The 24,635-nt window shown below is 74.0% G+C and carries 20 protein-coding genes; 13 read left to right on the top strand and 7 right to left on the bottom strand.

Translation table 11 applies throughout. The features are described from left to right. The coding region (locus QC283_RS24235; protein ID WP_279563758.1) for a hypothetical protein at positions 1-200 on the bottom strand (200 nt) is incomplete at its 3' end. A gap of 256 nt (positions 201-456) precedes the next feature. On the opposite strand from QC283_RS24235, the gene QC283_RS24230 reads away from it, so the two are divergent. Continuing rightward, entirely contained in the window at positions 457-1,656 is a 1,200-nt protein-coding gene (locus tag QC283_RS24230; RefSeq protein WP_279563757.1) for a bifunctional adenosylcobinamide kinase/adenosylcobinamide-phosphate guanylyltransferase, read from the top strand. Positions 1,657-1,671: 15 nt separating this feature from the next. Here QC283_RS24230 and QC283_RS24225 read toward each other — a convergent pair whose 3' ends face one another. Further along, complete coding sequence (locus QC283_RS24225; RefSeq protein ID WP_279563756.1) at positions 1,672-2,475, bottom strand: class I SAM-dependent methyltransferase; 804 nt, start codon at positions 2,473-2,475, stop codon at positions 1,672-1,674. A gap of 166 nt (positions 2,476-2,641) precedes the next feature. On the opposite strand from QC283_RS24225, the gene cobT reads away from it, so the two are divergent. Next, entirely contained in the window at positions 2,642-3,724 is a 1,083-nt protein-coding gene (cobT, locus tag QC283_RS24220; protein WP_279563755.1) for a nicotinate-nucleotide--dimethylbenzimidazole phosphoribosyltransferase, read from the top strand. Between the two features lie 122 nt (positions 3,725-3,846). On the opposite strand, the gene QC283_RS24215 is transcribed toward cobT, so the two are convergent. Then, on the bottom strand, positions 3,847-4,599 hold the full coding sequence (locus QC283_RS24215; protein WP_279563754.1) for a hypothetical protein: 753 nt from the start codon (positions 4,597-4,599) through the stop codon (positions 3,847-3,849). Positions 4,600-4,659: 60 nt separating this feature from the next. Here QC283_RS24215 and QC283_RS24210 point away from each other — a divergent pair, with 60 nt between their 5' ends. Beyond that, positions 4,660-5,454 (top strand): adenosylcobinamide-GDP ribazoletransferase, encoded by a 795-nt coding sequence (locus tag QC283_RS24210; RefSeq protein ID WP_279563753.1) that lies wholly within the window; start codon positions 4,660-4,662, stop codon positions 5,452-5,454. A gap of 40 nt (positions 5,455-5,494) precedes the next feature. Here QC283_RS24210 and QC283_RS24205 read toward each other — a convergent pair whose 3' ends face one another. Then, a complete protein-coding gene (locus QC283_RS24205) occupies positions 5,495-6,277 on the bottom strand; it encodes an endo alpha-1,4 polygalactosaminidase (protein WP_279563752.1) in 783 nt (260 codons plus the stop codon). Positions 6,278-6,544: 267 nt separating this feature from the next. Between QC283_RS24205 and QC283_RS24200 the strand changes: the two genes are divergently transcribed. From QC283_RS24200 to QC283_RS24170, 7 genes are all read left to right on the top strand, one after another. Next, a complete protein-coding gene (locus tag QC283_RS24200; RefSeq protein WP_279563751.1) occupies positions 6,545-8,071 on the top strand; it encodes a leucyl aminopeptidase in 1,527 nt (508 codons plus the stop codon). A 496-nt stretch (positions 8,072-8,567) separates the two neighbouring features. Continuing rightward, complete coding sequence (lpdA, locus tag QC283_RS24195) at positions 8,568-9,956, top strand: dihydrolipoyl dehydrogenase (RefSeq protein ID WP_279563750.1); 1,389 nt, start codon at positions 8,568-8,570, stop codon at positions 9,954-9,956. A gap of 63 nt (positions 9,957-10,019) precedes the next feature. Continuing rightward, on the top strand, positions 10,020-11,813 hold the full coding sequence (sucB, locus tag QC283_RS24190) for a 2-oxoglutarate dehydrogenase, E2 component, dihydrolipoamide succinyltransferase (RefSeq protein ID WP_279563749.1): 1,794 nt from the start codon (positions 10,020-10,022) through the stop codon (positions 11,811-11,813). 259 nt (positions 11,814-12,072) lie between these two features. After that, positions 12,073-12,696 carry a GntR family transcriptional regulator gene (locus QC283_RS24185; protein ID WP_279563748.1) on the top strand — a complete coding sequence of 208 codons (624 nt, stop codon included), beginning with the start codon at positions 12,073-12,075 and terminating at the stop codon, positions 12,694-12,696. Positions 12,697-13,118: 422 nt separating this feature from the next. Then, the gene (gene aceE, locus QC283_RS24180; protein ID WP_279563747.1) at positions 13,119-15,821 is read left to right on the top strand and encodes a pyruvate dehydrogenase (acetyl-transferring), homodimeric type; all 2,703 of its coding nucleotides are present in this window, start codon (positions 13,119-13,121) and stop codon (positions 15,819-15,821) included. Positions 15,822-15,892: 71 nt separating this feature from the next. Further along, the gene (locus QC283_RS24175; protein ID WP_279563746.1) at positions 15,893-16,924 is read left to right on the top strand and encodes a helix-turn-helix transcriptional regulator; all 1,032 of its coding nucleotides are present in this window, start codon (positions 15,893-15,895) and stop codon (positions 16,922-16,924) included. A 56-nt stretch (positions 16,925-16,980) separates the two neighbouring features. Further along, positions 16,981-17,502: a DUF4240 domain-containing protein gene (locus tag QC283_RS24170; RefSeq protein ID WP_279563770.1), complete on the top strand. Its 522-nt coding sequence runs from the start codon at positions 16,981-16,983 to the stop codon at positions 17,500-17,502. A 54-nt stretch (positions 17,503-17,556) separates the two neighbouring features. Here the strand turns inward: QC283_RS24170 and QC283_RS24165 are convergent, their stop codons facing one another. Beyond that, positions 17,557-18,444, bottom strand: coding sequence for a peptidoglycan recognition protein family protein (locus QC283_RS24165; RefSeq protein WP_336620662.1), 888 nt, complete (start codon positions 18,442-18,444; stop codon positions 17,557-17,559). 196 nt (positions 18,445-18,640) lie between these two features. Between QC283_RS24165 and QC283_RS24160 the strand changes: the two genes are divergently transcribed. Beyond that, complete coding sequence (locus tag QC283_RS24160) at positions 18,641-19,825, top strand: MarP family serine protease (RefSeq protein ID WP_279563744.1); 1,185 nt, start codon at positions 18,641-18,643, stop codon at positions 19,823-19,825. A gap of 41 nt (positions 19,826-19,866) precedes the next feature. Here QC283_RS24160 and QC283_RS24155 read toward each other — a convergent pair whose 3' ends face one another. Further along, positions 19,867-20,361, bottom strand: coding sequence for a GNAT family N-acetyltransferase (locus QC283_RS24155; RefSeq protein ID WP_279563743.1), 495 nt, complete (start codon positions 20,359-20,361; stop codon positions 19,867-19,869). 73 nt (positions 20,362-20,434) lie between these two features. On the opposite strand from QC283_RS24155, the gene QC283_RS24150 reads away from it, so the two are divergent. Together QC283_RS24150 and QC283_RS24145 are read left to right on the top strand one after the other, a co-directional pair. Beyond that, the gene (locus tag QC283_RS24150) at positions 20,435-21,352 is read left to right on the top strand and encodes a TIGR01777 family oxidoreductase (protein ID WP_279563742.1); all 918 of its coding nucleotides are present in this window, start codon (positions 20,435-20,437) and stop codon (positions 21,350-21,352) included. A 288-nt stretch (positions 21,353-21,640) separates the two neighbouring features. Next, positions 21,641-23,044, top strand: coding sequence for an NAD(P)/FAD-dependent oxidoreductase (locus tag QC283_RS24145; protein ID WP_279563741.1), 1,404 nt, complete (start codon positions 21,641-21,643; stop codon positions 23,042-23,044). Between the two features lie 100 nt (positions 23,045-23,144). Here the strand turns inward: QC283_RS24145 and QC283_RS24140 are convergent, their stop codons facing one another. After that, a complete protein-coding gene (locus QC283_RS24140; protein WP_279563740.1) occupies positions 23,145-24,608 on the bottom strand; it encodes a regulator in 1,464 nt (487 codons plus the stop codon). Between the last annotated feature and the right edge of the window lie 27 nt (positions 24,609-24,635).

Raw genomic sequence — 24,635 nt, 5'->3', positions numbered from 1 at the left:
GCGTGCAGGCTCATCGGGCCGTAGATCTCGGTGGCGTCCTCGAAGAGCCGCACCTGGTCGGTGCCGCCCTCCTTGAGGTCCTTCCAGTACTCACCGATCCAGGACTCGGCGTCCCCTTGCGTCGTGAACTCCTCGGGCTGCACCGCGGGCTGGACCTCCGTCCCGCCGGCCGTCTCGAACCGCCACGTCCATGCCGCCATGTACGCCTCCAAGAAATGTGAGCACATGCAGAGCGGAAGCCGGATCTTGGTCCGGCCTCCGACCGCAGCCTATGCGCTGAGCCGGGCGCGCCGTAGAAGGCCGGGAGACAAGAGCCGGCCGGGACCGGGCCCAGCGGGGACGGGAGGGGGCCGCCCGCGCTCCGTGGAGTGCCTCCCGGGCCCCGTGCGGTGCCGCCCGCGCTCCATAGGGGGCCTCGGGCGCGCATGTCGCGGGGCGACCGGGGAAAATCGGTGCGTGGACGTGACTCTGCTCGGCACCGGTGCCCCCGCGGGACTCCCCCGCCCCGACTGTCCCTGCGCGGCCTGTGCCGCGGCCCAGGGCGAGAACGCGCGCGCGGCGACCGCGCTGCTGGTGGACGGGGCGCTGCTGCTCGACCTGACGCCCGGCGCCGCGTTCGCCGCCGCGCGCGCCGGGCACTCCCTGACCGGCGTACGGCAGGTGCTGTTGTCGCACCCGCACGACGGCCCCGCCGTGGAGGTGCCGGCCGGGCTGCCGCAGCCGGGGCGGGTGCCGGACGGGCGGGAGCTGGCGCTGCTGACCGGGCACCGGGTGCGGGCGGTGGCGATGGACTCGCCGGGCACCGGGTACGCCGTGAGCGGTCCGGACGGGCAGCGGCTGCTGTACCTGCCGCCGGGCGGGGCGCCGGCCGGTCTGGAGGAGCCCGCCGAGACGTACGACCTGGTCCTCGCGGACGTCGTGGGGCGGCCGGACGCGCTGGCGAGGCTGCGGGCGGTGGGCGCGGTGGGCCCGACGACGGACGTCGTCGCCGTCCACCTCGGCCACGACGTGCCGCCGGGGCCGGAGCTGGCGCGGCGGCTCTCGGCCGCCGGGGCACGGGCGGTGCCGGACGGGACGACGCTGGTGGTGGGCTCCTACGAGGACGTCCCCGACGTGCCGCGGCGCACCCTGGTGCTGGGCGGGGCCCGGTCGGGGAAGTCGGTGGAGGCCGAGCGGCGGCTGGAGGCCTTCCCCGAGGTGCTGTACGTCGCGACGGGTGGTTCACGCAACGGTGACACCGAGTGGGCGGCGCGGGTCTGCGCGCACCGGGAGCGGCGGCCTGGGTCCTGGCGCACCGTCGAGACGTGCGATCTGATCCCGCTGCTCAAGGACGACGGGCCGGCGCTGCTCGTCGACTGCCTGTCGCTGTGGCTGACGGACGCGATGGACGCCGTCGGGGCGTGGGACGACGCGGAGTGGGCCGACGGCGGGGAACGGGCCCTGCGGGACCGGGTGCGGGAACTGACGGAGGCCGTCCGCGGCACGCGGCGCACCGTCGTCGCCGTGTCGAACGAGGTGGGCTCGGGAATCGTGCCGGCCACCGCGTCGGGCCGCCGCTACCGGGACGAACTCGGGCGGCTGAACGCGGCGTTCGCGGGTGAGTGCGAGCAGGTGCTGCTGGTGGTGGCGGGACAGGCGCTGGTGCTGCGCGGCTGACGGGTGCCGCGGATCTCACGGGCGGTGCCACGGGGCCCACGGCGCTGACGGATACCACGGGGCTGACGCGTCCTTGCGCGCGATGACGCGGTGGGTCCGCGTACCGGTGAGCATCGTGCAGCCCTGCGCCGCCAGTTCGACGCGCAGACCCGCCGGGTGCGAGGCGCCGGGCGTCAGGACGAGCAGGCGGCGCGGGTCCGCCACGTCCACGAGCAGATGACCGCCGGGGCGGAGCACGTGGAGGGCGGCACGCAGTTCGGCGCGCGGGTCCGGGACGCGTTCCAGGTGGTGGAAGAGGCTGACGACGTCGTAGCGGGCGCGCAGGCGGGCCGCGATGTGCGGGTCCGTCAGACGGCCGACGAACGCCTCCTCGACGCGCTCGACCGCGCGGGCGCGCAGGACGCGGTGGCTGGGGTCCAGGCCGTCGAAGGAGGTGTACGGGAAGTGGGCGCGCGCGGTGTGGGGGAAGTCGGCGTCGCCGGTGCCGACGTCCAGCCAGCTCTCGGGATCGGGGCAGCGGCGGAGCATCGCCCGGGCGGCCAGACCGTGTCTCAGCCGGACTCCGGCCCGGACCAGCGGGTGTTCCGGGCCGGGCGTGGGCGGGGGGTTGCGGAAGGCGTGCCGGCAGTCCAGGCAGCGTTCGAGGACGGACCTGCCGGGGGCGGCCCGGCTCGGGTCCTCGCGGCGCGGGCGGGTGCGCAGCCGCCGGGAGCCGCACCAGGGGCAGTCCTCGCGGCGCGGCCCGTACCGGGGCACGGGAGGCACGTGGGGTACGGGACGCGGCGCCGAGGGGCCGGAGGGTGCGGAGGGTGCGGACATGGGCGGCTCCCGGCACGAGAGGAGGAGAGCAGACAGGAAGGCGAGGTACGACAATCCACGCGAAACGTTACGTAGGTGATCGCGATCCGAGGCGCAACGACGCCGCCCGGGCGCGGTGCGCACGGGCCCGCCGCCGTGTTCGACCGGGGCCGGTACTGTTCGGCGAATGAGCTCGCTGAATCTCGACGACTTCACCGATCTGATCGAGCGCCCCGACGGCGGGGTGCGCCGCGACGCCGAGGCGCGCCGGGAGCGTCAGGCCGTCCCGCCCGGATCGCTGGGCCGCCTGGACGACCTGGGCGAGTGGCTGGCCGCGGCGCGGTCCGCCGTACCGGTGCGGCCGGTCGAACGGCCCCGGGTGGTGCTCTTCGCCGGCGACCACAAGGTCGCCGAGCTGGGCGTCTCGGCGCGGCCGGCGGGCGGTGCCGGTGAGCTGGTGCGCGAGGTACTCGAGGGCGGCCGGCCGGTGTCCGTGCTCGCCCGGCGGCTCGGCGTGCCGGTGCGGGTCGTCGACATGGCCCTGGACTGCGACCCGGAGACGTTGCCGGCCGAGGTGGCGGGGCACCGGGTGCGGCGCGGCGGCGGGCGCATCGACGTCGAGGACGCGCTGACCCTCGAGGAGGCGGAGGCCGCCTTCCGGGCCGGGATGGCGGTGGCCGACGAGGAGGCCGACTCCGGCACCGATCTGGTGGTGCTCGGTGATGTGAGCGTGGGCGGGACCACGGCGGCGGGCGTGCTGGTCGCCGCGCTGTGCGGGACGGACGCGTCGGTCGTCACCGGGCGGGGCGGGCTGGCCATCGACGACCTGGCCTGGATGCGCAAGTGCGCGGCGATCCGCGACGCGCTGCGCCGGGCCCGGCCGGTGCTCGGGGACCAGTTGCGGCTGCTCGCGACGGTGGGCGGCGCCGACCTCACCGCCATGACGGGCTTCCTGCTGCAGAGCGCGGTGCGCAAGACGCCGGTGATCCTGGACGGCGTCGTGTCGGCCGCGTGCGCGCTGGTCGGGCAGCGGGTCGCCTTCCGGGCGCCGGACTGGTGGCTGGCCGCGCACGACAGCGGGGAGCCGGGCCAGGCCAAGGCGCTGGACCGGATGGCCCTGGAGCCGCTGCTGTCCCAGGGCGTGACCGTGGGCGAGGGAGCCGGGGGCCTGCTGGCGTTGCCGCTGGTGCAGGCCGCCGCCGCGCTGGCGGCGGAACTGCCGGAGGTCTCCGACGGTTCCGCAAGTGAGGCCCCGGTCGACGATCGGTGAGCCGGAGCCGCCCCGGTCACCCGACGTGAGTACGGGTGGTGGGGCGTGCGGCCCCGCGCTGCCGGTCTGCTGGGACGCCCCCGCCGGCCACCGCCCACCCGTCGCTGCCCGCGGCCGGCGGGTCAGCGGCGGGCCGGGGGCGGGTCCGGGTGGCCGCCGATCCAGTCCTGGACGGCGCGGCGGGGGCCGGACCAGCGGCGGTCGTGGCGGTAGGCGCGCAGCCGGGACTTGGCGCGGGCGCGCGGGCGGCGGCCGTAGAAGCGGCGGGCCCAGGGCGAGCCCGGGCGGGCCAGGCGGACGGCGCCGACCAGCGCGACGACGGGGACGATCACACCGAAGACCGCGAGGCGGGCCTTGCCCTTCGCCAGGGCGAGGAGGGAGAAGAGGAAGTTCCCCGCGACGGTCGCGGTGACGTTGGCGCGGTCCCGCAACTCGTCCTCGGACATGCCGTCGACGCCGAACGGCGTGAACCCGGCGAGCATCAGGCCGACCAGGGCCGCGGTGACCACCACGACCTCCACGCTCTTGCGGCCCGCCTCGGTCCAGTAGACGTCGTCGAGGTGCAGGATCAGCGCGAACTCGTCCAGGACGAGGCCCGCCCCGATACCGAAGACCACCGCCGCGAGGGCGGAGCCGAACCCGTGCCGGCCCCCCGCGACCGCGCCGAAGCCGCCGACGACGGTGAGGACGACCCCCGGGACGACGTGGTGGATGTGCACCCCGCCGGCCCGCACGTTGCCGAAGGGGCCTTTGCCGGCCCGGATGAGGCGGGTGACGACCCGGGTGACCACGAACGTCAGCACGAAGGCCGCCAGGGCGAGGAGCAGCGGCAGCTTGCCCGGTTCCATGATGTTGCGCTGCCACCAATCTCCCATATGCGCACTTTAGCCCCGGGCGGGGCTCGTGCCCCGGTGACCGCCGGGTAGTCTGCGCCGGTGCTCAGGACCCCCTTCCCCGACGGCCTCCGTTTCGCGTTCGGCACCCTCACCGTGTTCCCGGTCAGGGTGACCCGTTGGGACCGGGAGGCGGCGCGCGGCGGCATGCTGTGCGCTCCGCTGGCCGGGCTGGCCGTCGGCGCCGCCGCGGCGGCCGTCGGGCTCCTGCTGCTGTTCCTGGGCGCGGGGAGCCTGCTCGCCGCGGTCGCCACGGCCGCCGTGCCCGCCGTGCTCACCCGGGGGCTGCATCTGGACGGGCTGGCCGACACCGCGGACGGGCTCGGCAGCGGGAAGCCCGCCGAGGACGCGCTGCGGATCATGAAGCAGTCGGACATCGGGCCGTTCGGCGTACTGTCCCTCGTCTTCGTACTGTTCGCCCAGGTGGCCGCGCTGACCCAGGCCTACGACGCTTCCTGGGCGTGGGGCGCGCTCGCCGCCGTGGTGTCGGCGACCGCCGCCCGGCTGGCGCTCACGCTCGCCGCCCGGGCCGCGGTGCCCGCCGCCCGCCCGGAGGGGCTGGGCGCGGCGGTCGCCGGAGTGGTGCCGGTGGGTGGCGCGCTGGCCGTCGCCGCCGTCGTCACGGCGGGCGGGGCGGTGGCGGGGGCGCTCTTCGGGGCGTACGACGGACCGTACGGCGCGGTGCGCGCGGCGCTCGCCGTACCGGCCGCCGTCGTCGCCGCCGAACTGCTGCTGCGGCACTGCGTCCGCCGCTTCGGCGGGGTCACCGGTGACGTGTTCGGCGGGGTCGCGGAGACGGCGGCCACCACCGCCCTCGTGGTGCTGGTCCTCGGCTGAGCCCTCGCAGGCCGGCAACCCACGATCCGGGGATCCGGGGTCAGCAGGCCTCGCGCCACGCCCCCAGTTCGTACTTCTTCACCATCGAACTCAGCCGCAGCTCACGGGAGTCGTCGCAGAACCGCTCGGCCGGCAGCTCGTACTCGACGTGGAAGACCGCCTTGTCCGCGTCGATGAACGGCTGGTTGTCGGCGCACTCCCCGTACTGCGCGCACTGCTCGTTGACCGCGAAGTCGAAGTCGTCCACCAGCTCGGGGATCTGGTCCAGGTCGTTCTTCAGCCCGACGGCCATGCCGCGGTCGTGGGCGAGCTTCGCGATGAGCCGGTTGTAGCGCAGCTGGTCGTCGGCGGTGAGGGGGAAGCCGGTCTCGTTCTTGTAGCCGTCCATGTTGTCCGGCTCGACGGCGTCGAAGCCCTTCTCCCGGCACATGTCGACGCGCTCGGCCATCAGCGGCTCCAGGATCTCCGTCTCCCGGATGTCCAGCCAGCGTTCGCCCTCCCAGCCGTTGCCCTTGCCCAGTACCGACTGCGGGAACTCGCCGGCGTCGGGGCGGAAGTCCTCCCAGGCGCCGGTGGACAGGTAGCAGATGACCTTGCGGCCGTCGTCGTGCAGTCGGGCGACCGTCGCGCCGGTGTGGTCGAAGCCGTCGATGTCGTAGACCGGCACGTCGACGGAGGTGTCGAGCGTTCCGCTGAGCTGCCACTGCCAGGCGGTGCCGGGCCGGGGCTGCCAGTGGTCGCGGGCTTCCGGTTCGGCGTCGGGGGACGACGTGCAGGCCGTGAGCAGCAGAAGCAGGGCTATCGACAGGACCGGGCGTCTCAAGGGAGTGCTCCAGGGGCGGGGGGTGGCGTACGCCAGGAATGATCTCGCATCCCCGGTGCCGTACGGCGCCGTCCCGGGCGCCGAGCGGCGCACCACGGACCCGCGGGAGAGAGTGAACGCGGTCGCGAGCGTAGGCTCGTGCCGGGTGCTCGCCCGCCCCAGGCGGAGACCGCACCGCAGGAGGGATCCAGGGTCGGTTGTCGGGCCCGGTCGACCCACCCGCATTCGGCCATACAAGACTTCATACGGAAGCGAGATTTCACCACCGTGACTGCTCTCACTCTCTCCACCGCCGCGGCGCCCGGCCTGCGGGCCGACGCGATCGTGATCGGTGTCGCCAAGGGCAACAAGGGCCCGGTCGTCGCGCCGGGCGCCGAGGCCGTGGACAAGGCGTACGACGGCCGGCTCGCCGGCGTCCTGGAGACCCTCGGTGCCTCCGGCGCCGAGGGCGAGGTGACGAAGCTGCCCGCGCCGGCCGGCTTCAAGGCACCCGTCGTGGTGGCGGTGGGCCTCGGCACCGAGCCCGAGAAGGACGCCGGGTTCGACGCCGAGGCGCTGCGCAGGGCCGCCGGCGCCGCCGCCCGCGCGCTCACCGGCTCCAAGAAGGCCGCCTTCGCCCTGCCGCTGGCCGAGGCCGCCGACGCCGGCGCCGTCGGTGAGGGCGTGCTGCTCGGCGCGTACTCCTTCGAGGCCTACAAGGAGTCCGGCAAGGACCCGAAGGCGAAGAACGGCAAGGCCCCGCTGGCCGAGGCCGCGCTGCTCGGCGGCAAGCCCCGCGACAAGGCGTACAAGGCGGCGATCGAGCGCGCCGCGGCCGTCTGTGAGGAGCTGAACCGCGCCCGCGACCTGGTCAACACCCCGCCGAACGACCTCGACCCCGAGGCGTTCGCGGCCGTCGCGCAGGCCGCCGCCAAGGAGCACGGCATCAAGGTGCAGGTGCTCGACGAGAAGGCGCTCGTCAAGGGCGGCTACGGCGGCATCCTCGGCGTCGGCGCCGGTTCGGCGTCGGGTCCGCGCCTGGTGAAGCTGTCGTACACGTCGTCCAAGGCGACGAAGTCCCTCGCCTTCGTCGGCAAGGGCATCACCTACGACTCGGGCGGCATCTCGCTGAAGCCGGCCGGGCACAACGAGACGATGAAGTGCGACATGGCCGGTGCCGCCGCCGTGTTCGCCGCGGTCGTCGCCGCCGCGCGCCTCGGCCTGGAGGTCAACGTCACCGGCTGGCTGGCGCTGGCCGAGAACATGCCGTCGGGCTCCGCGACCCGCCCGGGTGACGTGCTGCGCATGTACAGCGGCAAGACGGTGGAGGTGCTCAACACCGACGCCGAGGGCCGGCTCGTGCTCGCCGACGCGCTGTGGGCGGCCTCGCAGGAGAAGCCGGACGCGATCATCGACGTGGCGACCCTGACCGGCGCGATGATGGTGGCGCTGGGCAGCCGGACGTACGGGATCATGGCGAACGACGACGCGTTCCGTTCCACGGTGCACGAGGCCGCGGAGGAGGTCGGCGAGCCGGCGTGGCCGATGCCGCTGCCCGAGCACCTGCGCAAGGGGATGGACTCGGCGACCGCCGACATCGCGAACATGGGTGAGCGGATGGGCGGCGGCCTGGTGGCCGGCCTGTTCCTGCGCGAGTTCGTCGGTGAGGGCGTCACCTGGGCGCACCTGGACGTCGCGGGCCCGGCCTACAACGAGGGCGGCCCGTTCGGCTACACCCCCAAGGGCGGGACCGGTACGGCTGTGCGGACGCTGGTGCGGGTCGCCGAGCTGACGGCTGCGGGTGAGCTCGGCTAGGGGGTGTCGTTTGGATCAGGTCGGCTCCGGGCGACGGTGCCTTGTTGCCGACCCGAGCGGGGTCTGGTGCGTGCAGCTGCAAGGCGGAGGAGGGAGTCGACGCGGAGCCTCGGCGACCGACGACAACGCCGCAGATGTGCGTGCCAGACCCCGCGGCCCCGGCAGGATCCAAACGACGCCCCCTAGGAGCGCCTACTGGCTCAGGGGTGCGGGTGATTGTGCGGCCGCGGGTCCGTCGTGGCTCGTCGCGCCCACGCGGCGGAGCCGCAGATCAAATACAGCCCCGCGCCCCTGACGGCGTCGTCCCACCGTCCTCGTCGAGTGAACGTGGGACGTCTCACACCCCGGCCCCACGTCTCGTCCGCCCCCTACAAGTGCGAAGATGGGGCTCGGCAGGACAGGGCCCACCCAAGGGCCGAGAACAATGAGCGGCCGGACACCAGCCGCCGACCGGTCACTGGAGACCGGCGTGGCGCACATGCATGGAGGACGTGACGTGGCGAACGACGCCAGCACCGTTTTCGACCTAGTGATCCTCGGCGGTGGCAGCGGTGGTTACGCCGCGGCGCTGCGCGGGGCCCAGCTGGGCCTGGACGTCGCCCTGATCGAGAAGGGCAAGGTCGGCGGTACCTGCCTGCACAACGGCTGCATCCCCACCAAGGCTCTGCTGCACGCGGGTGAGATCGCCGACCAGGCCCGCGAGAGCGAGCAGTTCGGTGTGAAGGCCACCTTCGAGGGCATCGACATGGCGGCCGTCCACAAGTACAAGGACGACGTGATCGCGGGCCTGTACAAGGGCCTGCAGGGTCTGATCGCCTCGCGCAAGGTGACCTACATCGAGGGTGAGGGCCGGCTGTCCTCCCCCACCTCCGTCGACGTGAACGGCCAGCGGGTCCAGGGCCGCCACGTCCTGCTGGCGACCGGCTCCGTGCCGAAGTCGCTGCCGGGCCTGGAGATCGACGGCGACCGGATCATCTCCTCCGACCACGCCCTGGTCCTGGACCGCGTGCCGAAGTCCGCGATCGTCCTGGGCGGCGGCGTCATCGGCGTCGAGTTCGCCTCGGCGTGGAAGTCCTTCGGCACCGACGTCACGGTCGTCGAGGGCCTCAAGCACCTCGTGCCGGTCGAGGACGAGAACAGCTCCAAGCTGCTGGAGCGCGCCTTCCGCAAGCGGGGCATCAAGTTCAACCTGGGCACCTTCTTCCAGAAGGCCGAGTACACCCAGGACGGCGTCAAGGTCACCCTCGCCGACGGCAAGGAGTTCGAGGCCGAGGTCCTGCTCGTCGCCATCGGCCGCGGCCCGGTCTCACAGGGCCTGGGCTACGAGGAGGCCGGCGTCGCCATGGACCGCGGCTACGTCCTCGTCGACGAGTACATGCGGACCAACGTCCCGACGATCTCCGCCGTCGGTGACCTCGTCCCGACCCTCCAGCTCGCGCACGTCGGCTTCGCCGAGGGCATGCTGGTGGCGGAGCGGCTGGCCGGCCTGAAGACCGTCCCGGTCGACTACGACGGCGTGCCGCGGGTGACGTACTGCCACCCGGAGGTCGCCTCCGTCGGTATCACCGAGGCCAAGGCCAAGGAGATCTACGGTGCGGACAAGGTCGTCGCCCTGAAGTACAACCTGGCGGGCAACGGCAAGAGCAAGATCCTCAAGACCACGGGCGAGATCAAGCTCGTCCAGGTCAAGGACGGTGCCGTGGTCGGCGTCCACATGGTCGGCGACCGCATGGGCGAGCAGGTCGGCGAAGCCCAGCTGATCTACAACTGGGAGGCGCTGCCGGCCGAGGTGGCCCAGCTCGTCCACGCCCACCCGACGCAGAACGAGGCGCTCGGCGAGGCCCACCTGGCGCTGGCCGGCAAGCCCCTGCACTCCCACGACTGACCTCCCTCGGTCACTGGGCGCGACGACACAGACTTCCGCAATTCTTAAGGAGCAACCGAAACCATGCCGGTTTCCGTAACCCTTCCGGCGCTCGGCGAGAGCGTCACCGAGGGCACCGTCACCCGCTGGCTGAAGGCCGAGGGTGAGCGCGTCGAGGCCGACGAGCCGCTGCTCGAGGTCTCGACCGACAAGGTCGACACCGAGATCCCCGCCCCCGCCTCGGGCGTGCTGTCCTCCATCAAGGTCGCCGAGGACGAGACCGTCGAGGTCGGCGCCGAGCTGGCGCTGATCGACGACGGCACCGGAGCGCCGGCCGCCGAGCAGGCCCCGCAGGCCGAGCAGGTCGCCGAGCCGGCCCCCGAGCCCGCGCCGGCCGCCCCGTCCACCGAGCAGGCCGCCCCGGCGCCCGCTCCCACCGCCGAGGCCGCCGCCGGCGGCTCCGCCGAGGGCACGGACGTGGTCCTGCCCGCGCTCGGCGAGTCCGTCACCGAGGGCACCGTCACCCGCTGGCTGAAGTCGGTCGGCGACAGTGTCGAGGCCGACGAGCCGCTGCTCGAGGTGTCCACCGACAAGGTCGACACCGAGATCCCCGCCCCCGCCTCCGGCACCCTGCTGGAGATCGTGGTCGGCGAGGACGAGACCGCGGAGGTCGGCGCCAAGCTGGCCGTCATCGGTGCCGCCGGTGCCGCGCCCGCCGCCGCTCCGGCCGCCCCCGCGGCCCCGGCCCAGCCCGAGCCCACCCCGGCTCCGGCTCCGGCCGCTCCGGCTCCGGCCGCCCCTGCCGCTCCGGCCCCGCAGGCGCCCTCGGCTCCCGCCCCGCAGCAGCAGACCACCCCGGCGCCCGACCCGGTCCCGTCCGCCCCGGCGCCCGCGCCGGCCCCGGCCGCCGCTCCGGCCGCCCCGGCCGCCGCCCAGCCGGTGGACGACGGCGCCTACGTCACCCCGCTGGTGCGCAAGCTCGCCGCCGAGAACGGCGTCGACCTGTCCACCGTCAAGGGCACCGGCGTCGGCGGCCGCATCCGCAAGCAGGACGTCACCGCCGCCGCCGAGGCCGCCAAGGCCGCCGCTCCGGCTCCGGCCGCCGCTGCCGCCCCGGCCGCCGCCGCGAAGAAGGCCCCCGTCCTGGAGGCCTCCCCGCTGCGTGGCCAGACCGTCAAGATGCCCCGCATCCGCAAGGTCATCGGCGACAACATGGTCAAGGCGCTGCACGAGCAGGCGCAGCTGTCGTCGGTCGTCGAGGTCGACGTCACCCGCCTGATGAAGCTGCGTGCCCGCGCCAAGGACGGCTTCGCGGCGCGTGAGGGCGTCAAGCTCTCGCCGATGCCGTTCTTCGTCAAGGCCGCGGCCCAGGCGCTGAAGGCGCACGCGCCGGTCAACGCCAAGATCAACGAGGCCGAGGGGACCATCACCTACTTCGACACCGAGAACATCGGTATCGCGGTGGACTCCGAGAAGGGCCTGATGACCCCGGTCATCAAGAACGCCGGTGACCTCAACCTGGCCGGCATCGCCAAGGCGACCGCCGACCTGGCGGGCAAGGTCCGGGCCAGCAAGATCAGCCCGGACGAGCTGGCGGGCGCGACCTTCACCATCAGCAACACCGGTTCACGCGGCGCGCTGTTCGACACGATCATCGTGCCGCCGGGCCAGGTCGCCATCCTCGGCATCGGTGCCACGGTCAAGCGTCCGGCCGTCATCGAGACGGAGGAGGGCACGGTCATCGGCGTCCGCGACATGACGTACCTGACCCTGTCCTACGACCACCGCCTGGTGGACGGCGCCGACGCCGCCCGTTACCTGACGGCGGTCAAGGCGATCCTGGAGGCGGGCGAGTTCGAGGTCGAGCTCGGCCTGTAATCCCCCTGCCAGTGGTTTCCTACGGTGCCCCCGCCCGGAGTTCTCCGGGCGGGGGCACCGTCGTGTCCGGCCGTATGCGGCGTGTAAGTCTCGTCTCACCTGCGTAAAAGCGCCCCCGTGCGCCCTCCCCGCCCGCCGCGACGGCCGTATTGTCTAAGCGTCAAACGCCCCCGGGTCCCGCCCGTCGCCCGGCCACCACCCCTCAACGAGGCCCTACGGGCCGCTGTACTGGATCCGGGACCCTCCCGAAGGAGCTCTCATGACCGCGCCCGTCGTCCACTCGCTGCGCGAACAGATCCGCGAGCACATCCTGGAAGGGATCATCAGCGGACGCTGGCAGCCGGGCGAGCGGATCGTGGAGCGGCGGATCGCCACCGAGCTGGAGGTCAGCCAGACCCCGGTGCGGGAGGCACTGCGGGAGCTGGAGTCGCTGCGGCTGATCGAGTCGGCGCCGAACAAGGGCGTGCGGGTGCGCAATCTGACCGCCGCGGACCTGGAGGAGAGCTACCCGGTCCGGGCCGGCCTGGAGGCGATCGCGGCCGAGCTGGCGGCGGACCGGCTCGCCGAGGACTGCTCGGCCCTCGAACCGCACGTCGCCGCGCTGTACGAGGCCGACCGGGTGTCCGACGGGACGGGCCAGGTGCGGCACACGGTGGGCTTCCACCGGGAGCTGGTGCGGGCGGCCGGCAACTCGGTGCTGCTGCACACCTGGGAGGGCCTGGGCATCGAGGTGTTCACGGCGCTGTCGATACGGTGGCTGGGCACGGTGCAGCAGTCGTACGCGGAGGAGCACGAGGAGCTGGTGGCGGCGTTCCGGCGCCGGGACCCCCGGATCCCGGAGATCGTCAAGGCCCATGTCCTGGGCTGCGCTCCCCGCGCGTAGGTTCTCCGCCCCCGCCGCCCCTCCCCGTCCCGACCCTGGGGGCTGGGCCCCCAGACCTCCCGGTTCGCGCAGTTCCCCGCGCCCCTGGAGAAGGGCGCAGCCTTCCAGGGGCGCGGGGAACTGCGCGACAAGCCACGACGCACCGGCAGACGCCGAATCACCGATCCACCCGAGCTCCACCGCGCTCACCTGCACAAACGCCCACCGAACGAGGTCACCCCGTGCCACCGCCGGAGGCACCCCGTGCCTACTTTCTCGCGGTCAAGAGGTTTTGCCCCTCAACCCTTTGATCGATCATCGATCAGCGAGTTACAGTCACGTCTGGACTCCCACCAGAGACCAGCCCTGTCCTGCCAAAGACCTAGGGCACCCCCGAACCCTTGCCGATGAGGGAACCCCCTTCGACTGAGGAAGGCGGCGACATGACCGACCCCAAAGCCATCCAGCCGAGCGAGCTCGACCAGCTCCCGGACCGCGACCCCGAGGAGACCGCCGAGTGGCGGGCCTCCCTGGACGCCGTTACCAAGGCGGCCGGGCCGCACCGTGCCGCGTACCTGATGCGCCGCACACTGGAGCGCGCCGAGGGCGCCGGCATCGCACTGCCGAAGCTCCTCGAGACGGACTACGTCAACTCCATCCCGACCGCCGACGAGCCCGCCGTGGACGGCGACGAGGCGCTGGAGCAGCGGATCACCGCGTGGAACCGCTGGAACGCGGCGGCCATGGTGACCCGCGGCAGCAAGTACGGCGTCGGCGGCCACATCGCCACCTTCGCCTCCGCGGCCTGGCTGTACGAGACCGGCTTCAACCACTTCTTCAAGGGCAAGGAGGGGGACGGCTCCGGCGACCAGCTCTACATCCAGGGCCACGCCTCCCCCGGCATCTACGCCCGCGCCTTCCTCGACGGCCGGTTGAACGAGGACCACCTCGACAACTTCCGCCGCGAGGCCGGCGGCAACGGCCTGCCGTCCTACCCGCACCCGCGGCGGCTGCCCTGGCTGTGGGAGTTCCCCACCGTCTCCATGGGCCTCGGCCCGATCTCCGCGATCTACCAGGCACGGTTCAACCGCTACCTGACCAGCCGCGGCATCAAGGACCTGAGCAACTCCCACGTGTGGGCGTTCCTCGGCGACGGCGAGATGGACGAGCCGGAGTCCACCACCGCGCTCACCCTCGCCTCCCGCGAGGGCCTGGACAACCTGACCTTCGTCATCAACTGCAACCTGCAGCGTCTCGACGGTCCGGTCCGCGCCAACTTCAAGATCGTGCAGGAGCTGGAGGCCCAGTTCCGCGGCGCCGGCTGGAACGTCGTGAAGTCGCTGTGGGGCACGGCGTGGGACGAGCTGTTCCAGCTCGACACCACCGGCGCGCTCGTACGCCGCCTGCGCGAGGTACCCGACGCGCAGGTGCAGACGTACCAGACGCGCGACGCGGCCTACATCCGCGAGGACTTCTTCGGCAAGGACCCGCAGCTCGCCGAGATGGCGAAGCTCCTGTCCGACGACAAGATCCTCGAGTGCTTCCACTACTCGCGCGGCGGCCACGAGTCCCGCAAGGTCTACGCCGCCTACCGCGCCGCGCTCGCCCACAAGGGCGCGCCGACCGTGATCCTGGCCCAGACGGTCAAGGGCCACACCCTCGGCACCGGCTTCGCGTCCAAGAACGCCAACCACCAGATGAAGAAGCTCACGGTGGACCAGTTCAAGGACATGCGCGACCTGCTCGGCCTGCCGATCAAGGACAGCGACTTCGTCGACGGCGTGGTCCCCTACGGCCACCCGGGCGCCGACTCCCCCGAGGTCCGCTACCTCCAGGAGCGCCGCGCCGCCCTCGGCGGTCCGGCCCCGGCCCGCCGTGTGCACCCGGTCGCGCCGCTGCCCGCGCCCGCCGAGAAGGCGTTCGCGTCCTTCGACAAGGGCTCCGGCTCGCAGAGCGTGGCCACCACCATGGCCTTCGTCCGCCTCGTCAAGGACCTGGTCCGCGACAAGGAGACCGGCAAGCGCTGGGTGCCGATCGTCCCCGACGAGGCGCGCACCTTCGGCATGGAGAGCCTCTTCCCGTCCCTGGGCATCTACTCGCCCAAGGGCCAGACGTACGAGCCGGTCGACCGCGACCAGCTGATGTACTACAAGGAGGCCAAGAACGGCCAGATCCTCAACGAGGGGATCACCGAGGCCGGTTCGATGGCCGACTTCATCGCCGCTTCGACGTCGTACGCGACGCACGGCGAGGCGATGATCCCGTTCTACATCTTCTACTCGATGTTCGGCTGGCAGCGCACGGCCGACCAGATGTGGCAGCTCGGCGACCAGCTCGGCCGCGGCTTCCTGGTCGGCGCGACGGCCGGCCGGACCACGCTGACCGGTGAGGGCCTCCAGCACGCGGACGGCCACTCCCCCGCCATCGCGGCGACCAACCCGGCCGCGCTGTCGTACGACCCGGCGTTCGCCTACGAGGTCGCGGCGGTCGTCAAGGACGGTCTGCGCCGGATGTACGGCGAGGCGGCACCGGGCGAGGACCCGAACGTCTTCTACTACCTGACCGTCTACAACGAGCCGATGCCGCAGCCGGCCAAGCCGTCCGGCCCCGGTGTCGACGAGGGCATCGTCAAGGGCCTGTACCGCTTCAACACGGCGGAGTCGGCGGGCCTGACCCCGGCGGCGAACGCCCCGCGCATCCAGCTGCTGGGCTCCGGCACGGCGATCCACTGGACGCTCAAGGCGCAGCAGCTGCTCGCCGAGGAGTGGGGCGTGGCCGCCGACGTGTGGTCCGCGACCTCCTGGACGGAGCTGCGCCGGGACGCGCTGGACGCCGACGCGGCGCTGCTGCGCGGCGAGGAGCGGGTGCCGTACGTCCGCCAGGTGCTCCAGGGCGCCGAGGGCCCGGTGCTCGCGGTCTCCGACTACATGCGCCAGGTCCCGGACCAGATCGCGCAGTGGGTCGAGCAGGACTGGTCCTCGCTGGGCGCCGACGGCTTCGGCCTGTCGGACACCCGTGAGGCCGCGCGCCGCCACTTCGGTGTCGACGCCGAGTCCATCGTCGTCGCGGCCCTGGCCCAGCTGGCCAGGCGCGGCGAGGTCAAGGCGACGGCCGTGAAGGAGGCGCGCGAGCGCTACGGCCTGTGAGGGTCGGCATGAGCTGAGAGGAGGCCCCCGCCGCGGCGGGGGCCTTCGGCGTCCTCCTGCATGATGTGGGCATGCGCGCTGCCCGCCTCATCAAGATGGTGCTGCTCCTCCAGTCCCGCCCGTCCATGACCGCCGCGGAGCTGGCCCGCGAGCTGGAGGTGTCGGAGCGGACCGTGACGCGGGACGCGCAGGCGCTGTCGGAGGCGGGCGTGCCGGTGTACGCGGAGCGCGGCCGGGCCGGGGGCTACCGGCTGATCGGCGGGTACCGCACCCGGCTGACCGGACTGGCCCGGGGCGAGGCCGAGGCGCTGTTCCTGTCGGGGGTGCCGGTGGCGCTGCGCGAGATGGGCCTCGAGGACACGGCGTCGGCGGCCCGTCTGAAGGTGTCGGCCGCGCTGCTCCCCTCCGTCCGGGACGCCTCCCGCACGGCGGCGCAGCGCTTCCACCTGGACGCGCCGAACTGGTTCCGGGAGCCGGAGACGCCCAAGGTGCTGCCGGCGGTCGCGGACGCGGTCTGGGACGACCGGACCGTCACCGCGCGCTACCGGCGCGGGGAGGAGGAGGTCGTCCGGGAGCTGGAGCCGTACGGGCTCGTGCTGAAGGCGGGGGTCTGGTACCTGTGCGCGAGAGTCGCCCGCGCCTCGGGCGACGAGTCGTTCCGCGTGTACCGCATCGATCGGTTCACGGCGGTGGAGGCGGGTGAGGAGCGCTTCGCACGGGACGACGGTTTCGACCTGCCCGCGTTCTGGGCGGAGCGGGCCGAGCAGTTCGCGCGGTCGATTTTGCGGGCCCGGGTCGTGGTGCGGCTGTCGGCACGGGGGGCCCGCGGGCTGCCGTACGCCGTCGGCGCGCCGACCGCACGGGAGGCGCTGGAGGCCGCGGACGCGCCGGACGCGGACGGGTGGGTGACGGTGACGCTGCCCGTGGAGTCGGAGGAGGTCGCGCACGCCCAGCTGAGGGGGCTCGGGCCGGAGGTGGAGGTGCTGGCCCCCGAGACGCTGCGGGAGCGGTGCGCGCGGGACGCCCGGCGGCTGGCCGGGTTGTACGGCGACGGGCCGGACAGCGACAGGCCGGACGGCGGCGCGGACCCGGCCGGCACATAACGATCCGCCGCACTCCACGTGCGTCCCACCCCTCCAGGGCCGATGCTGGACCCGTGATGGACGAGACGGAGTTCTGGGAGCTGGTCGACGCCGCCCGGCAGGGCGCCGACGGCGACCCCGAGGACCAGGCCGACCTGCTCGTGGAGCGGCTCCTCGGGCTGGATCCGGACCTGGTGCTCGACTTCGCCCGTCACTTCGAGGCCCGTTACAACCGCGCCTGCACCTGGGACCTGTGGGGCGCCGCGTGGGTGCTGCTCGGCGGGGCGAGCGACGACGCCTTCGACTACTTCCGGTGCTGGCTGATCGGCCAGGGCCGCGAGGTGTACGAGGGCGGGGTGCACGAACCCGACTCGCTCGCCGAGCTGCTGGACGACTTCGACGAGGAGCTGGACGGCGACGGCGAGGAGCTGGGCTACGCCGCCGACGAGGCCTACGAGCAGCTGACCGGCACCGTCGCCCCCGACCTGGGCATCGCTCCCGCGCCCGCGGAGCCGCTGGGCACTCCCCTCGACCTGGAGAACGACCGGGCCGTCGCCGAGCGCTTCCCCCGCCTGTGGGAGCGGTTCGGTCGGGACTGAGGCCAGTCCTGAGGCCAGTACCGGGCGGTCGGGGCTGAGGTCAGTACCGGGCGGTCAGGCCCGGTCGGGCCGGCCCTGGAGCCGGGCCGCCTCCTCCCTGATGTCGGAAAGGCGGGCGGTGAGGGCCGCGCCCGGACAGCTGGTCTGGTAGCCGTCGTCGTGGCCCGCGACGGCGGGCAGGGTGGCGGTGGCGCCGGCGGCGTACCGGCTGAGGCCGTTGCTGGAGACCAGGCTGACCTTCGCGCGCGGATCGGTGCCGGTACCGCTGAGTTTCCAGGCGGCCAGCGCCGCGATCGCGTCGGTCAGCGCGTCGGGCACGGGCACGCCCGCGGTGAAGGTGCCGAGGGCGGCGATCCCGGTGGTGCGGTGGTTGAAGCCCTGGGTGTGGGCGCCGGTGACGGCGCGGTCGATACCGCCGGCACGGCCCTCGTAGATGGTGCCGCAGCGGTCGACGACGAAGTTGTAGCCGATGTCGTCCCAGTCCCGGGCGCCGGTCTGGCCCGTGTAGACACCGCGGAGGATGGCCGGCACGTCGGCGCAGTCGTAGCCGTTCGGCGTGTCCGTGTGGTGGACGAAGACGGCGAGGACCTTGTCGTCGTAGCGCGGGGGCGGCTGTTCGCGGACGGCGCCGCCCAGCCAGTGCGACCGGGACACGATGGGCGGCCGGGGGGCGGCGTGCCGGTCGGCGGCGGCCGGCCCGGCGCGCGTCGCGGCGGCCCGTTCCACTCCGCTCGCGCACAGCGCCAGCGCGGCGACGGCGGCCAGTCCGGGCAGACAGCCGAGCAGGACCCGTACCGCGCCCGGCACGCGGGCGGCGGCGCCCGGCTGGACAACCGCCCGCCGCTCCCGGGCCTCGCGCGGTCCTCGGATGTCACGCATGGTCCCACTGTCCGGCGGATCGGGTGCGCCCGCGACGTGCGCTGTGCCACTCGGTGGAACCATCGTCCCGGTCCGCGACGTTTTCCGGTTGATCGCACTCGTTCGCACTCGCTCGTACTCAGACCTACCGACTCGCGTACTCGCTGACGCGCGCGGGTGGCCGTTCTCGGCCGGCCGCGCGTCCCGGGCTGATCACCGGGCCCGTCCGGCACGTACTGAGGGGCCCGGGGTCCGCGGGGGTCCCAGAAAGGCGGTTCGCGTGGACCTGCTCGACATCCTGCTGGTGCTGGTGGTGCTGGCCTACGCGGCGTCCGGCTACCGGCGCGGACTGGTGGCCGGCTGTGTCTCGCTGGCCGGCTTCGTGGGCGGTGCGGTGGTCGGCGTGTGGATCCTGCCGTGGGTGATGGATCTGGTGACGCCGGGTTCGACGGCGGCGACGGTGACCGCCGTGGTCACGGTGCTGCTGCCGGCGGTGGCGGCCCACGAGCTGGCGGGGCGGCTGGCGCTGCGGCTGCGCCGGGAGCTGGACGCCGGGCCGCTCAGGGTGGCCGACGGGATCGGCGGGGCGGTGGCCAACGCGGCGGCGGCGCTGATCGTGGCGTGGGTGGCGGCGAGCGTCCTGACGGCGTCCTCCTCCTCGCTGCTCACCTCCGCGATCCGGGACTCGACGGTGCTGGGCGCGGTGCAGCGGGCGATGCCGGACACCACCCCGGCGTGGTTCTCCGGAGCGACGTCCGCGCTGACCGAGGCGGGGTTCCCGCAGGTCTTCAACCCGTTCCAGAACGAGTCGACCGCCAAGGTCCCCGAGCCCTCCGGCGACAGCGTCACCGCGGCGGCCACGAACGCGGCCAAGCGCAGCACGGTCAAGGTCGAGGGCGTCGCCGGCACCCAGGGCCGGGAGGGCAGCGGCTTCGTCTACGCGCCCCAGCACGTGATGACCAACGCCCACGTGGTGGCCGGCATCGACGACCCGACCGTGCGGGTCGGCGGGGTCGGGCCGTCGTACGACGCGCGGGTGGTGCTGTTCGACCCGGGCAAGGACGTGGCGGTGCTGTACGTCCCGGACCTGTCCGCGCCCGTCCTGCGCTTCGACGACGACGCGGACCGCGGCGACCCCGCGGTGGTCGCGGGCTATCCGCAGGACGGCGACCTGGATCTGCGCGCGGCGACCGTGGCGGACCGGATACGGGCGACCGGGCAGAACATCTACAGCGACGCGAACGTCACCCGGGAGATCTACGCGGTCCGCTCCACCGTCCGCCCCGGCAACTCGGGCGGACCGCTGCTGACCACCGACGGCCGGGTGTACGGCGTGGTCTTCGCCCGTTCCACCTCGGACGCCCGGACCGGCTACGTGCTGACGGCGGACGAGGTGGCCGCCGAGGCGCGGCGCGCGGCGGACGCGACGCAGCCGGTGGACACGGGCGAGCCGGTCACGTCGTGAGGGCGGGGACGGCCGGGGACGGTCAGGAAGGGCCGGGACGGTCAGGGACCGACCAGTGACCGCCCCATCGTCACGTCGTCGACGTACTCGCCCCCGAGGTGGAACTCCTCCGGCTGCACACCCTCGACGACGAAGCCCTCGGACTCGTACAGCTTCCGGGCCGCGGTGTTGTGGCCGAGGACGCGCAGGGTGACGCGCCGGGCCTCCAGCCGGCGGGCCTCCTCGACGGCGGCCCGGACGAGGGCGCGGCCGACGCCGTTGCCGCGGGCCGCGTCGGCGACGGCGAGGCCGCGGATCTGGCGTACGTGGGCGTTGGAGGCCAGCGGCGTGGGGAAGCCGAGGCGGACGTAGCCGACGACGGTGCCGTCGAGTTCGGCGACCAGGTGGTCGGCGGGGCCCGAGGTCTCACGGAAGAAGGGGTCGTCCGGATCCGGCCGGGGCGATACGGCGTGCAGGTAGGACCAGGTCTCCTGGTCGAGCCTGCGCAGCGGCTGCTCGTCGTCGGACCTGGCGTGGCGTATGTGCGGAGCTGGCATGACGGTCACTGTACGACGCGGAGCCGGGGGTCCGGTCCGGAGTTTTCCCGCCTCCACCCGGCAGGATGGCCGCATGGACGATGGACGCTTGGGCGGGGAAGCCTCCCGCATCGCGGTGGCCGGCGCATCCGGTGTCATCGGCAGCGCGCTGGTGCGGTCGCTGACCGCCGACGGACACGAGGTGGTGCGCCTGGTACGCCACGCGCCCCGGGGTGCGGACGAGGTCCGGTGGGATCCGGAGGGCGGACGCGTGGACGCGGCCGGACTCGCCGGGTGCGACGCGGTGGTCAACCTGGCCGGGGCCGGGGTGGGCGACCGCCGCTGGACCGACGCGTACAAGACACGCATCCGCAGCAGCCGGGTGCACGGCACGACGGCGCTCGCGGAGGCCGTCGCCTCACTGGGGCGGCCTCCGCGGGTCTTCGTGAACGGCAGCGCGATCGGCTTCTACGGGGAGACCGGCGACCGGGCCGTCGACGAGAGCGCGCCCGCGGGAGAGGGTTTCCTGCCGTCCGTGTGCCTGGAGTGGGAGGCCGCCGCGGCCCCCGCCCGGGAGGCGGGCGTACGGACGGTGTTCGCGCGGACCGGGCTGGTCGTCGCCCGCCGGGGCGGGGCCTGGGGCCGGCTCTTCCCGCTCTTCCGGGCGGGGCTCGGCGGACGGCTGGGCGACGGCTCCCAGTACTGGTCCTTCGTGGCGCTGCACGACGAAGTGGCGGCGATCCGGCACCTGCTGGACCGCGAGGACCTGTCCGGCCCGTTCAACCTGACCGCGCCGCACCCCCGGACCAACCGTGAGATCACCGCGGCCATGGGACGCGTACTGCGCCGCCCGGCCCCCTTCGCGGTGCCCGCCCCGGCCCTGCGCGCCGTGCTCGGCGAGATGGCCGGCGACGTCCTGGGCAGCGCCCGGGTCCTTCCCGCCCGCCTGCTTGACTCGGGCTTCCGCTTCGCGTTCCCGGAGATCGACGGGGCGATCCGGGCGGCGCTGTGAGGTAAGCCCGACGGGCCTCATGGGCCTCATGGGAACGGACACGCCCGGCGGGCGCGCGCGGCCCGCCGGGCGTGTCCGTTCCGCGACGCCTACGGTCATGTCCCAACCGCATGCCGACCACCTGACGGTCACACACCAACCGCATGCGACCGTCGTGCGACCGTGCCCTGTCCCTGCGCGACCCCTTTTGACCATTTCCAGCCCTAACCTCGACTCGAACTCGGGTATCCCTCAAGCCGGACGGGGGCATCACGTCTCCAGCGGCCGCGCAACCTCGAGGAGGGGCACGTGCTTGAGCCCGCGTACCAGGCGGACGTCGTCGTCGTGGGGGCCGGCGTCGCCGGACTCGCCGCGGCACATCGGCTGACCAGCGCAGGAGTTACGGTCACGGTCCTGGAGGCCGCCCATGGTGTGGGCGGCCGGATGGCGACCGAGAAGGTCGACGGCTTCCGGCTCGACAGAATCGGACAGCTGCTGTCCACGGCATATCCCGAACTGCGCCACCTCCCCGGGCCGGCCGGCCTCGCCCTGCTGCCCTTCGCGCCCGGGGTCCTGCTGCACAGCGAGGGCCGGCACCACCGCGCGGGCGCCCCGGCGGGCGCCCGGGGCGCAAGGGGCGCACTCCACGCTGTGCGCGCCCTTGCGAGCGCCCCCCGGTCGGTGCCCGCGCCCCGGCGTCCGGTACTCGCGCCCCGGGCGTCCGGAAGGCCCGCGCCCGTGCCCCGCCCCCGGCCGGGCGCCCCGCTCGGCACCGCCGTCGACCAGGCCCGGCTCGGCGCCGCGCTGACCCGCCTGGCGAGCACCCCGGTCGAACGGCTGCTGGCCCGCCCGGAGCTGCCCGCCGCCCAGGCGCCGGCGGTGCGGGGGCTGCCGGCCCGCACGATCGACGGCTTCCTCCGCCCGCTGCTCGCCGCCCTGCTGTGCGACCCGGACCTCACGACCTCCAGCCGGTGCGCCGATCTCGCGTTGCGCGCCTTCGCCGCGGGGCGGCTCGGACTGCCCGAGGGCGGCGCCGAGGCGCTGCCGGAGCTGCTGGCACGGGCGTTGCCGCCGGGCACCGTGCACACCGGCGTACGGGTCACCTCGGTCGCCACCAACGCCGTGGCCACCGCGGAGCACGGCGTCATCCGCTGCCGGGCCGTCCTGGTCGCGACCGACGCCCGCGCCGCGGCCGAGCTGCTGCCGGGCCTGCGCGTGCCGGACTTCCACCCGGTGACGGTGGTGCACCACACGACGGACGAACCGCCGACGACCGGGGCCTCCCTCTTGCTGGACGCGGACCGCGGCGGCCCGGTCGCCCACACGGCGGTGGTCAGCCACGTGGACCCGTCCCGCGCACCGGTCGGGCGCACCCTCGTCTCCACGACGGTCCTCGGCCCTCCCCCGCCCGACGTCGACACCGCCGTACGCATCCATCTGTCCCGCCTCTACGGCACCTCGACCACGCGCTGGGAGACCCTCGCCGTGCACCACACCCCCGAAGCGGTTCCGGCCATGCGCCCGCCGCACGACCCGCGCAGGCCGGTGCGGCTGCTGGCCGGCCTGTACGTGTGCGGCGACCACCGCGACACCAGCACCGTCCAGGGCGCGCTGCACTCGGGCCGCCGTGCCTCGGCGGCGATCCTGACGGACCTGGGGGCGGGCCGGCCGATGCACACCGCCGACCCCCTGCCCACGGCCCAAGCCGCCTGACGACTCCCGGCCCCCGCGTCCGGCGGACCCGCGCCCCTTGCCGGGGGCCGGGCCGCCGGTCCTGCCCGGGGCCCGGGCGGCCGGCGACTCGCGACCCCGGCTATCCCAGCGCCGCCACCTTGTCCCGGTACCCCCGCACCGGCGCCGCGTCCCGGTACGGCTCCAGGCGCCGTTCGAAGTCGCGTACGTACTCCGCCGCCCGCACCGACCGCATCTCGGCCGCCTGCCCGGCCGCCTCGGCGGCCAGCTGGCAGGCCTGGTCGAGTTCCCCGAGGCCGAGGCGGGCGGTGGCCAGGACGACCCGGCAGAACAGCCGGCTGCGGGCGTAGACGGGGGCGCGCAGCTGCAGTGAGCGTTCCGCGTGCTGGGCGGCGGCGCGGAACTGCTGGAGGTCGCGGTGGCAGTGCCCGAACTCGTCGGCGAGCTGCGCCTCGTCGAAGAAGCGCGCCCAGTGCGGCACCTCGTCGCCGGGCCGGGCGGTCTCCAGGGCGCGCTCCGCCCTGACCAGCGAGGCGGTGCAGGCCCGCACCTCGCCGAGCAGGCCGTGCGCCCGCGCCTCGGCGGCGTGCAGCAGCGTCTGCACGACCGGCGGCGCGGAGGTCCCCACCCCCTGCTGCGCCACCCGCGCGAGCTGTACGGCCTCGCGCCCGTGCCCCAGGTAGACGGCCTGGCGGCTCATGGTGACCAGCACATAGGAGCCGTACGACCGGTCCCCCGCCGCCTGCGACAGCCGCAGCGCCTGCACGAAGTAGCGCTGGGCGAGTCCGTGCGCGGCGATGTCGTACGAGGTCCAGCCCGCGAGGCGGGTCAGGTCGGCGGCGGCGGCGAACAGCCGGCGGCCGGTCTGCTCGCCGTAGGTGCCGCGCAGCATCGGCTCCAGCTCGTGTTCCAGGTAGCGCACGAGGGCCTGGCGGGCGTGTCCGCCGCCGTACCGGTCGTCCAGGCTGCGGAACAGCTCGCCGACCGAGCGCAGCGCGGCGAGGTCGCCGCCGGTGACCTTCTGGCCGGGGCCGCGCTCGGCCGGGGCCCGCCGGCGGGACGGGTCGAGCGGGACGGCGACCCTGGGGGCCGCCGGGCGGCCCTGGGCGGGGATGCGGACGGGCACCTCGGTGCGCGCCACCTTCTCGTCGGCGCGGCCGATGAGCCAGTCCCGGCTGGGCACGACGAGACCCGCCGGGGTGAAGGCGATCTTGCGCAGTTCGGCGTGGCTGCCGGAGTCCTTGCGCCACAGCCCGCCGACGATGTCGATGGCCTCCTCCGGGCCCGCGGCGAACTCCAGTCCCGCGTAGACGGGCGCACAGGCGTCCAGGCCGAGGTCCTGGGCGGTGAGGCGGCGGCCCAGGCGCCGGGTGAAGACCTCGGCGATCAGGGCCGGGGTGGTGCCGCGTGGCTGCTGGCCGCGCAGCCACCGGGTGACGGACGTCTTGTCGTATCTCAGGTCCAGGCCGTGTTCGAGTCCGAGCTGGTCGACGCGACGCGCGAGACCCGCGTTGGAGAACCCCGCTTCGGCGATGAGCGCGGCGAGCTGGCGGTTGGGGGTGCGCTGCGCGGGTCGTTCCGTCATGGTGCGGTGCGGTCTCCTGCCTTCCGG

The sequence above is a fragment of the Streptomyces sp. DH41 genome (genome assembly GCF_029813785.1).
Lineage (GTDB): Bacteria > Actinomycetota > Actinomycetes > Streptomycetales > Streptomycetaceae > Streptomyces.
This window is presented reverse-complemented; position numbering and strand designations above follow the sequence as displayed.